This is a genomic window from Nostoc sp. CCY0012 (assembly GCF_963920855.1).
Taxonomy (GTDB): Bacteria; Cyanobacteriota; Cyanobacteriia; order Cyanobacteriales; family Nostocaceae; genus Cyanocohniella.
The window spans coordinates 1-11,586 of the sequence record NZ_CAWUDM010000147.1 but is presented as its reverse complement, the minus strand read 5'-3'; the positions used below and the strand labels follow the sequence as shown (position 1 = coordinate 11,586).

Annotated in this window: 7 protein-coding genes; 2 read left to right on the top strand and 5 right to left on the bottom strand. The window is 43.8% G+C overall.

What is annotated here, in order from left to right; translation table 11 throughout:
- Window positions 1-38 precede the first annotated feature (38 nt).
- The 4 genes from ACM0OS_RS26295 to ACM0OS_RS26280 all read right to left on the bottom strand — a co-directional run bounded on the left by ACM0OS_RS26295 (window position 39) and on the right by ACM0OS_RS26280 (window position 4,995).
- Window positions 39-2,273 carry a glycoside hydrolase gene (locus tag ACM0OS_RS26295; protein WP_414546121.1) on the bottom strand — a complete coding sequence of 745 codons (2,235 nt, stop codon included), beginning with the start codon at window positions 2,271-2,273 and terminating at the stop codon, window positions 39-41.
- A 138-nt stretch (window positions 2,274-2,411) separates the two neighbouring features.
- A complete protein-coding gene (locus ACM0OS_RS26290; protein WP_414546120.1) occupies window positions 2,412-2,642 on the bottom strand; it encodes a NifU family protein in 231 nt (76 codons plus the stop codon).
- A gap of 193 nt (window positions 2,643-2,835) precedes the next feature.
- Entirely contained in the window at window positions 2,836-4,578 is a 1,743-nt protein-coding gene (locus ACM0OS_RS26285) for a sensor histidine kinase (protein WP_414546119.1), read from the bottom strand.
- A gap of 180 nt (window positions 4,579-4,758) precedes the next feature.
- Window positions 4,759-4,995 (bottom strand): hypothetical protein, encoded by a 237-nt coding sequence (locus ACM0OS_RS26280; RefSeq protein ID WP_414546118.1) that lies wholly within the window; start codon window positions 4,993-4,995, stop codon window positions 4,759-4,761.
- A 497-nt stretch (window positions 4,996-5,492) separates the two neighbouring features.
- Between ACM0OS_RS26280 and lepA the strand changes: the two genes are divergently transcribed.
- Complete coding sequence (lepA, locus tag ACM0OS_RS26275) at window positions 5,493-7,304, top strand: translation elongation factor 4 (RefSeq protein WP_414546117.1); 1,812 nt, start codon at window positions 5,493-5,495, stop codon at window positions 7,302-7,304.
- Window positions 7,305-7,532: 228 nt separating this feature from the next.
- On the opposite strand, the gene ACM0OS_RS26270 is transcribed toward lepA, so the two are convergent.
- Entirely contained in the window at window positions 7,533-9,737 is a 2,205-nt protein-coding gene (locus tag ACM0OS_RS26270; protein ID WP_414546116.1) for a PhoX family protein, read from the bottom strand.
- 776 nt (window positions 9,738-10,513) lie between these two features.
- Between ACM0OS_RS26270 and ACM0OS_RS26265 the strand changes: the two genes are divergently transcribed.
- Window positions 10,514-11,509 (top strand): glycosyltransferase family 2 protein, encoded by a 996-nt coding sequence (locus ACM0OS_RS26265; RefSeq protein WP_414546122.1) that lies wholly within the window; start codon window positions 10,514-10,516, stop codon window positions 11,507-11,509.
- Window positions 11,510-11,586: the final 77 nt, after the last annotated feature.

Sequence of the window (11,586 nt, the reverse complement as noted above, 5' to 3'; positions counted from 1 at the left end):
TCCCTGCCCCCTGCCCCCCTGCTTCTTCCCCCAGTTCCCTAAGGAACGTCAATAGGAATCAAAGCATTTTCCGGCAAATAGTTACGGAAACCCCCCTCATCCGCCAACACTAAAACTAAGCGCACAGGATAATCAGGTGGAACTTGCAAATCTGCCCACGGTACTGCTACCTCAAAACAATTGCCTAAAGCTACTTGGGCGCGAGTGAAACGGGGATGCCATTGATAATGTTCTCCCGCTTCCCGAAACTGCATCGATTGTGTCAGTAGATTAATTGCCAGATGGTGGTGATACTGGTAATTCATGGGCGCTACATCTGGTACATCTGCCAAGGGAATGGGGCTATTGTGCATTGTTTTATCTGGATAAAACCACAATAAATTCAACTCTTCTGGCAAATCTCTTCCGGGGACAACACCACTTTTAAAGTCTAGACGCACATAGAAATTCAAGTGATCTACCCCATACCAAAGTCGCTGGATGACACTGCTACTGTGCATCGTCCCTCGCGCCCCGCCAATTTCGATGCGACCGGCTTTATCCCAGTCCTGTTCATCGCCTCTACCATCAATGGCAGGATGAATAAATCCTTCTGGCTTATGGTCAGCACGGGCCGCGTGAATTTCTAGCGGTTGTTTGAGGTAAGATGGTGCGGGTTCATTCAGGGCTTTGTAAATGCCCAATAAGTGTTCCCGAAACAATTGATCAAACATGGCATCCTGATTTGACGAATGTCCTTCACCAAACCACCAGAACCAATCAGAACCCTCGGCGGCATACAACGCTTCCCAAGCTTCTGGGTTATTTTCTTCTGTGGCTTCAGGATGTTTCGCTAATGTTTCCCTGGCGTGTGTCAGGTAATCCCACGCACGATTTTTCACAGGGTCGCCAATCCAGGTGGTAAAGCTACCATCCACCCAAGAACCGCTGTGTAGTTGTCCTCCGGGAATGGTTGCTGTGGGAGGAAATTGTTCTAGATGTTCGGAGACGGTAACTAATTTTAGGTGGGGTTCATTACTGAGGGTTTGATACAAAGCCTCTAAGAACGGTTTACCATCTTGGGGATAAAATTCCCAACAATTCTCTCCATCCAAAGCAATGGTTACTAACCAAGGTTGTTCGCTTTGACGCTCTCTTTGCATTTTAGCGATCGCTTGCAGGTGTCCCACTAATTCAGCGGCTGCCTGTTTTGGTGGCATTGACCCATAAGTAAAGCCAATCAAATCGGATAATCTATGGTCACGAAAAACAATGGATAAATCACCTGCTGGGGTTTCTAGGCGATATGGACGATAAATTAACTCTGGTTCCTGGACATTACCTGCGCCATCCCGATGAAAAAAGTGTTTCAGCGTCCAGCCCAACACGGCTTCATCTGAGCAAATCCACTTAAAGCCTTGTTTAATAATATACGGTAAAATTTCTGGGCTGACTGATTGTTCTGAAGGCCATAAACCACGTGGTTCTTGTCCAAAGCGTTCTGTATATAACTCCCAGGCTTTCCGCAAGTGGCGGGGAATGTCTTCTGCCCACTGAAAGCGTTGCTGAGGTAGTTGCATTTGTGGGACTGCTACCCGGCCCGAGTCAGTCTCAGCGAGTAAAGGTAAAATCGGATGAGTGTAGGGCGTCGTCGTGACTTCTAGCTGTCCATTAGCTTGCATTTTCCGGTGTTGGGGGATAATGCGGCTGAGAATTTCCCGTTGTTTGGAATATATACGCTGGCGATCGCTTAAAGTAAAATTTCGACCCTGTTCTAACCACGCCGCAATTTCTGGGTCATCCCAAAAAATCGGATCAATCCAAGCCAGATTGTGCCAAGCCAGCAAATCACTGTAATCTGGCAATTGCCAATTAGCTAAACACCAAGCCTCCCCTTGTTCCTGTCTTTGGTAATACAACTCAGCATAACGAGGATGGGGGTCAATCAGCGTATGGTGATTGGCATCAAAAAAGTGTTGAATAATAAATTCTTTTTGCTGCTGAGTTATTTTTTCATTTGGTGTCAGGCTAGCCGTGAGATATGGATCAAAAGCAGTGCCAGCAATATAATCTTCGAGTTGTAATATTAAAGATGGTACTAAATTTACTGTTTGATGTAACTTTGGATACTTTTCCAAAATTAAGATTAAATCTAAATAATCCTTAGTTCCATGCAAGCGTACCCAAGGTAGACGGTAGTGCTGACTAGAAGAAACGGAAACGCCGCTGCCAGGAGACTTGTACAGCGGCTGATGTTGATGCCAGATAAAAGCGACGTGTAATGGATGAGACATACTAAATCATTGAATACTGGGCATAGAGTATCGGGCATAGGAAATGGGACATGAGGGTATGGTTCATGGTGTCAGCAGAAATACTCTGGACTGCCACTACATCTGCATTCCCAGTCCCCAGTCCTCAGTCCCCAGCCCCTAAATCACTTGCTCAACTTCTGCAATTTCTGGAATCATTTCCCGCAGACGGCGTTCAATTCCCATTCTCAGAGTCATTGCCGAACTGGGGCAAGAACCGCAAGCACCTTGCAAGCGTAGTTTGACAATCGGCCCATCAAGCTCTACAAGTTCCACATTACCGCCATCAGACATGAGATAAGGGCGCATTTCATCTAATACTGTCTCGACGTTTTCAGTTGTCAGTTCCATTGTTTGAGACCTCTTTTGGTAGGAAAATATTTATATGCAACGTTTGTTAACTTAATTTTAGATATAATCGCCCCAAGATTGTGTTTAATCGCAGAGTTTAGTCAGCTGATAGTCATACATTGATGACTCATAATCATCAGCACGTTGATCACAAGTATTGTAGTACTTATTTGATTTGTCAAAATAAACAATCTCAATCACAATCATTAGCAGAAACTAAGACTGGTTGTTGGTACAGAGGCACCGTGAATGTCACCGTTGAGCCAAGTCCCTCACCGAGACTATAAAAATGCACTTCGCCGCCCATAGCCTCTATCAGTTTTTGGGATATTGCCAGACCCAAACCCGTACCACCGTAATGGCGAGTCCGAGAACCATCTACTTGAGAAAATAATTGAAACAATTTATCTTGTTTGTCTAGGGAAACACCGATACCAGTGTCTGCAACCCGAACTTTCACCATCCCAGGAAATTGCTGTCCTTGAATTTTTGTCTTTTTTAACACCAAGTCAGCACTGACAGTGATGCCGCCTTCTTGCGTAAATTTGATGGCATTGCTGACCAAGTTAAGCATGACTTGTAACAGCCGTTGATAATTGCCTTGGACAATAATTTCATCAGAAGTTGGTAACATTTGCATCTGGAAGCTGAGGTTTCTAGTCTCTGCCTGGGGACGCATGAAATTTTCTACATCACTAAATAGCTCATCTAGCTTGACTGGAGAGCAAACTAGCTCCATTTTACCTGCTTCGATTTTGGCGATATCTAAAATATCGTTGATGATGTTGAGTAGGTGTATTGATAAATGATGAGCTTCTGAGAGGAATTGATTTTGTTCTTCCGGATCATCTGCCATGCCCTCCAAAATCAACTTCAAAAATCCGATCATGCCATTGAGGGGAGTCCGAATTTCATGGGACACATTGGCCAGAAATTCGCTTTTGAGGCGAGAGGCTTCTTCGGCTTTTTGACGGGCTGCTTCTAGTTCTTTGTATAAAGTAGCATGAGCGATCGCTGTTCCCAGTTGATCGGCAACTTCTTTTGCTAGTTCCAGTTCTGCATCGGTCAATGGGGAACATTCATCTCGCAGATTTATGGCAATCAGTCCATTGGCTTGGTCTTGATAGCACGTGGCTACCACTAAGATTTTTTGCTGGGGACACAGACTATCTTTCGACGCCTCCATCACCACTGGTTCTAGAGTTGCCAACGCCTGAGCAAAGGCTGGCTCAGAAGCTAAATCTATTTCTAAGCCAAGCATCGAGCTGCGTTCTGGCTGATGATATTCTGCTATCACCCGGACTCTAGAACTAGAGGACTGGTAAGGACAGATAATACAACGCTCTAGCCGCAAAGCTTTTCCCAGACTATCAACTGTCTGTTGCCAAATCAGGTCTAAATTCAATGTCCGCCGAATATTTCTGGTAATTTCATTTACCAGCTTTTGATGCTGCTGTGAACGTAAAGCCAAATCTATTGGTGTCGGCGCTGGTGGTGTTAACTTTATGTCTTGTTTGTTGAGGGTAGTTTGCAGTAACCGTCCCATTACTAAGACGGTAGTCGCGGCGGTTCCCAATTGCGGCATAATCGGGCAAATTGCCAACTCCAACTCGAATAACTGCTGGCGGTAGCTAAACCAACATTGAAATTTTTCCGGCACCAAACTACTCAATATTCGCTGTAAACGTTCCAAATAAGCACCATTGTCTACAGGGACAAAAATTTCCCCTTTGTTGCGCTTATTCACTATTTGCTTAGGGTTTAACCCCAACAGTTCACTTTGCTGCCAATAAAATGTCAGGTAGCGTCCTGTCCCATCTTGCGTGTACACTAACTCTGCTCCTAAATTTGGCAAGGAGCCACCAGGTTTATGAGTCGAATATTCCAGATTTTGGGAAAATAAATTCGGCAATTGGGATTTAGCAGTAATAGTCATTAATCGAGTTGGATAGACAAATGGCAACTCAGAACGTTTTTGCTAAAGCTGCCCCAAAAAAAATTGGCATAAATTATTACAGCTTTGGCATCCACCCATTGGGTATTTTGGCGTTTATGGCATCTAGATTGACAAACTTTACGTGATTTTTATTTTGTATTCACAGCTTATTTACTGTTGTCAATCATTCCATTCCCCCCGAGGTGGAATAGGTATGCGCCGGGGGTTACGTGTCAGTTCATCATCCCTGGGAACTTCACCGCGCAGCCATTGACGAATCGCCACCTCAATCACTTTACTGGGGTCGTTTGTTAGATGCTGAATTTGCTCTAGTAACTCCGAGTCCAGTTGGACGGCAATTTCTACCTTATCGGCTCGTTGATGATCCGCATCGGTAGCTTTCTCTTTCATATTCATAGGTTTATATACTCAGAGATTGTTACGTCTAAAGCTTTGTCAAGCCGTGATTATGTACCATTGGGGTTCTTTTACTGACAGTTTGCCAGTGCAGATTTCCTGCACAGTTATTGCACAGTTATATAGTTCCCCGAAATCCAACCAAAGTAACAGCATCTGGTTTTAATTGGTAATTTTCATCAAACTCACTAGACAACAGCTCTAGAACTTTTGTCAGTAAATCAGTAGTTCTCAGCATTTACAAGGTGTAACTGCCCACGATCTCTACATTATTTACTTATATATATTTATTGTACGCCTCTGGTTAGTCAATCCCTGCATGTAAAATAGACTTTATATATATTCTTTAAAGTCTACATAGGGAGGGAAGTCAGTTATTCCTTTTACTCTCCTGACTCCACATTGACTAATGGCAGCGTCTTGGCGAAGAAAGTATTAAAATACATGAAGTAAATTGTTTGTTTAACCTTGGTTGCTGCTTCAGCAAAAGATAGTATATGACTGACGTTCCCGCCGTTCGTATTCGCAATTTTTGCATTATTGCTCACATTGATCACGGGAAATCCACCCTCGCCGATCGCTTACTGCAATCCACTGGCACTGTTGATGAGCGTAAGATGAAGGAACAATTTCTCGACAACATGGATTTGGAACGGGAGCGCGGCATTACCATTAAGCTGCAAGCTGCCCGGATGAATTACCAAGCCAAAGATGGTCAGCAGTATGTGCTGAATTTAATTGATACTCCTGGACATGTGGATTTTTCGTATGAAGTTTCTCGCAGTCTAGTAGCCTGTGAAGGTGCGCTGTTAGTGGTAGATGCCTCCCAAGGGGTAGAAGCGCAAACTTTAGCTAACCTGTATCTGGCTCTGGAAAACGACTTAGAAATTATCCCAGTTTTAAATAAAATCGACTTACCAGGGGCAGAACCAGACCGGGTAATCGGTGAAATCGAAGAAATTATCGGTCTAGATTGTAGTGGTGCTATTCTGGCTTCTGCCAAAGAAGGAATTGGCATTACTGAAATTTTAGAAGCTGTTGTAGAGCGGGTACCACCACCAAAAAACACCGTAAATGAACGCTTACGGGCATTGATTTTTGATAGCTATTACGACAGCTACCGGGGTGTAATTGTCTATTTTCGGGTGATGGATGGCACTTTGAAAAGAGGCGATCGCATCTATTTAATGGCATCCGGTAAAGAATACGATGTTGATGAGTTGGGTGTACTCTCACCTACCCAAATTGAAGTTGATGAACTACACGCTGGAGAAGTAGGCTATTTTGCCGCAGCCATTAAAGCTGTAGCCGATGCACGGGTGGGAGACACCATCACTCTCACCAAAGCTAAAGCCGCAGAAGCTTTACCTGGTTACACAGAAGCCAATCCGATGGTGTTTTGTGGTATGTTCCCCATTGATGCCGACCAATTTGAAGATTTGCGCGAAGCCTTAGAAAAACTAGGACTTAACGATGCTGCACTACAATACGAACCAGAAACTTCTAGCGCTATGGGGTTTGGCTTCCGGTGTGGGTTCTTGGGGTTGTTGCACATGGAAATTGTCCAGGAACGTTTGGAGCGAGAGTACAACCTGGATTTAATTATTACGGCTCCTTCAGTGGTTTACCGTGTAATTACTAACAAGGGTGAAGAATTATTCATCGATAATCCCAGCAATTTACCGCCTCCCAACGACCGCGAAAAAATTGAAGAACCCTACGTCAAAGTAGAAATGATTACGCCAGAAACTTATGTTGGTACCTTGATGGAGTTGTCGCAAAATCGGCGTGGCATCTTTAAAGATATGAAATATCTGGCCCAAGGACGGACTACACTGACTTACGAGTTACCCTTAGCGGAAGTTGTCACCGACTTTTTTGATCAGATGAAGTCGAGATCGCGCGGTTATGCCAGTATGGAATATCATCTCATTGGTTACCGCGAAAATCCTTTGGTGAAGCTGGATATCATGATTAACGGCGATCCAGTTGATTCCTTGGCGATGATTGTCCACCGAGATAAAGCCTACAACGTCGGAAGATCAATGGCCGAAAAACTCAAAGAACTAATTCCCCGTCATCAATTCAAAGTGCCAATTCAGGCATCTATTGGTAGTAAAGTCATTGCCAGTGAACATATTCCTGCTTTACGCAAAGATGTACTTGCCAAGTGCTACGGTGGCGACATCAGCCGGAAGAAGAAACTATTACAGAAGCAGGCTAAAGGTAAAAAGCGGATGAAATCTGTAGGTACAGTGGATGTACCCCAGGAAGCTTTTATGGCAGTTCTGCGTTTGGATCAAGGTTAAAACGCAAATTTCAGTTGCATATACAAAAAACTTGGATTCTTAACCCAAATACAGGTGGGAATCCAAGTTTTTAGTTTTATTTATAGGACTTACGCACTCGCCACGAAAATCGAGGCTTTGAGATTGCTTCCCTACGGTCGCAATGACAGAAATCGTCGTTGGTTACGTAAGTCCTGATTTAGATCATTGACTGATTAAAGCGCGGTTGATCACTCAACCAATCAAGCCCTATTCACCAATAATGCCACCGTCATTTTTGGTGATGACCACTGTAGCAGAACGAGGGCGGCCTTGTGGCCCATAACCTTGACTATGTGGCCAGTTACTGTTGCTGGTAGGAGCGTCAACACTTCCACGAGAACCTGGGTGCTGAATGTTGATGAACATGGTTCTGTGATCGGGTGTAGTGATTACACCAGTGACTTCACAATCAGTGGGGCTGCTGAGGAAGAGCTTAATCTCTCTAGGATCATTAGGGTTGGCACAAACCATCGAATTACTGCCGATGTTGATGGTAGTACCTGTACCAGTACCTGATTGGTCGGTTTGAATCCAGAGACGACCGTAGTAGTCGAACCACAGACCATCTGGATTCACAAAGTCGTGGTCGCCATTGATGTTGCCTTGACGATTGGGGTCGGGGTCTTGTCTGTCGCCACACAAAACAAAAATATCCCAATTGAAGGTGGTAGCTGCAACACTGCGTCCAGTTTCACGCCAACGAATGATGTGACCGTAAATATTTTCAGGACGTGGGTTAGCCTCATCAACAGGAGGACGCGCACTACCAGCTTGGTTTATACCATCTGGGTTATTAGAGGAGGGCGGATTTGTTCCGCGACGATTGTTGGCGGTCAATGTGCAGTAGACTTCAACTTCATTGAATCCACCAATCCGGGGACGTGCAGCAATCCACTCTGGCCTATCCATCATGGTTGCGCCAACTCTATCGGCAGCTTGTCTGGTTTTAATCAGGACTTCAGCTTGGCTATTGAATCCATTCTCTGGTGTTAAACCACCCTGACCGTAAACCAGAGGTAACCATTGGCCAGTACCATCATCATTGAACTTGGCAACGTAAAGAGTACCGTGGTCAAGCAAGTCGCGGTTAGCAGCCCGAACTTTCGTGTTGTATTGACCAGAGCAAACGAACTTATAGATATACTCGTTTACGTTGTCGTCACCTGTATAGTAAGCCAGACGATTGTTATCATCGACAACATATTGAGCGCTTTCGTGTCTGATGCGACCCATTGAAGTACGTTTGACTGGTTTACTGTCGGGATCATAAGGATCAATTTCGACCATCCAACCAAACAAATGAGGTTCTAGGGGATTGTCATAAGCATCAAAACGTGGATCAACCACAGGCCAGCGATAACTAGATGCCGTGGGGATACCGTAGCGTCTTTGTCCATTGACGATATCAGCTTTTTTATCTTCCAGACCTAGACTTGCCAAGACATCGTTATTTACATCGTCATCTTGGTCGCTACTAAATGTCCGGTTAGCAAAATAGCCTTGGAAGTTCTCTTCAGCAGTGAGGTAAGTACCCCAGGGTGTTATACCGTGGGCGCAATTGTTGAGGGTACCATAAGCGGTGTAGCCATCATTGGTGCCAATTTCAAATGATCCATCAGGTTGAATGGAGAATTTTTTAGATTTCATCAACGCATCACCCGCAGCCGGCCCAGAAACTCGCATTTCTGTATTGCCAGTGATCCGACGACCATAACGAGAATTGCGATCAACGCTCCAGCTATTACCAAATCTGTCTTTGGATATATCTTGGATAGACACGCCATGAGCAGCTTGAGTTTTCCTGGCTTTCTCAATTGTCATGTCGTCGTTACTCAAATTACCACCGGGATGAAGGAAGACTTCTTGGGTATATTCGTGGTTAACGCACAGTAATCCCCGATTGTTATATGCGCGACCTTCCACAGGTACTGGCAATCCTGATGTCCGACTAAGATAGCTTCGTCCTGGCAGAGGAAAAAAGTGCATACCATCATGGTTCATTCCAACTTGCTTTTCTTGCGCTGCCGCATCCTGAGAAGCATCTGGTAACCAGTCTGGCGCACCAGGCATAATGGGGTCACCCCAAGCGGATAATATTCTGGCTGTGTAACCTTTGGGAACAGTGACGAGATCCTTTTCTAATAGTCCTGTTTCTGGATTAAGCAAATTTGGCTTGATGCTCTCAAAGCCAATACCAGGAAATCCTAATCCGGCTGGAACTGGTGCTGCTTCTACAGTTTGCAGAAAACTACTGATAGCAATATCACTAAATACAGTCGCCGCAGTAGCTCCCGCAGTTGTCATGATGAAACGTCTGCGCTTCATGCTGACGCGCCCAATCACGTTAAGGATTGACTCGTTACCGGATGGGTTGATCGTTATATCGTTCTTGGGATGAAGGTGACCTTTCATTATTAAATATTCCTACTTGCAGGTTTACAAAGTTACTATTCAGTTAATTTCTTCATGTCAGGAGCAGTGAGAAAACTCTACAAATCTGCATTGATTGATTTAGATTTTTTTGAGCTTTCTACACAGTTAAAATTGGCTGATGCTGCTCACTTGAGGCAACCACGATTTATTCTGTTTCAATTTAAGTAACCATCATTAACATCAGGTTATGTATTGTTTAATTTAAATTTATCGAGCAATTTTTTATAAAAAAATCATGACTTAAATGAAAAGCGCGTATTTTATCATGAATATGGATTTATTCTTGAATAGATGATAAAACTCGCTATAATGCATTGATGATAAGCTTTATGGTTTTCTATTTTCAGTAGAAATAACTCATTTTATTGAAAAATAATTTCATTTATCGAATCATAAATGCGTATAATCAGTAAATATTAGAGAGGTTAGGTATGGCTATTCGGTATCATCTTAAAATGCAATACTTTATTTACAAGCAATTGGAAAACTGATAATATTAAGTACCGCTTGATTTAAATTTATTAGTAGTATTTTTTGATATTTTATCTCTATATTTTTTTAAACCATGTTTAATACTTTTCAGGTTATTTTGTTATCTCATATACAATTTAGTAACACCGTAATACAACAAGCAATTTGCAAGGGAGCATGGTACATCACAAAAAATGAAACCTTCTAGATTACTTTTCCTGCTATATCTATAACCAAACTCAGATCAGGAACAGTGTTCAGTGCCTGGCTGTCCTATCCTGGAGATGGGTAATACTGTTGTGGGTGAGACTGTGTTTTTCAGTGTTGTAATACCGACTTATAATCGCCAACCGATTTTAGAAAAGTGCCTCCGCGCTCTGGAGGTACAGGAATTGAGTGCATCCAGTCCAGTAAATGAATATGAAATTGTCTTGGTTGATGATGGTTCTACTGATGGCACATTAGAGTGGCTACTAGCACACAAAGAAGAATTCCCCCATGTGCGATGGTTTGAGCAAGACCACGCCGGGCCTGCTGCGGCTAGAAACTTGGGGGTAAAACAGGCACTGGGAGACACAATTATTTTTATTGATAGTGATTTAGTAGTGCTGCCAAATTTCCTGCAAGCTCATGCAGAAGCACTGGTGCAGGGACGGGAAAAACTAGCAAGCGATAGCGAAACGGTGCTTTCAGCAGATCGCTTTTTCACCTATGGTGCAGTAGTTAATACTTGCAATTTCGATCACCCCACCAGTGAACCCTATAAAATCACGGATTTTTCCGCAGCTTTTTTTGCTACTGGTAATGTCGCCATTGCTAAACATTGGCTAGAGAAAGCGGGACTTTTTGATACCAGCTTCCAACTATATGGCTGGGAAGACTTAGAACTAGGTGTCAGACTAAAAAAACTAGGGCTAAAACTGATTAAATGTCCAGCAGCCGTTGGCTATCACTGGCATCCACCATTTAACTTAGAGCAAATTCCCCGGTTGATTGACCAAGAAATACAACGCGGACGCATGGGAGTCTTGTTTTATCAAAAGCATCCCTCTTGGGAAGTGCGAATGATGATTCAAATGACTTGGTTACATCGCTTGTTGTGGGGTCTTCTGTCACTTAACGGTACATTGAACGAGCGGACAATGGCTCCCTTTTTGCAATGGCTAATTAATTTAGGTAAACCCCAGTTAGCTTTAGAAGTAGCTCGAATTTTTCTCAACTGGTATAACGTCCAAGGCGTTTATGCAGCTTATTCAGAAGGAGTGGGGAGTGGGGAGTAGGGAGTGGGGAGCAGGGGAGCAGAGGAGCAGGGGAGAGGTTACTGCCCATTCCCCGCTGCCCCCAAGCGCAGCGGGCC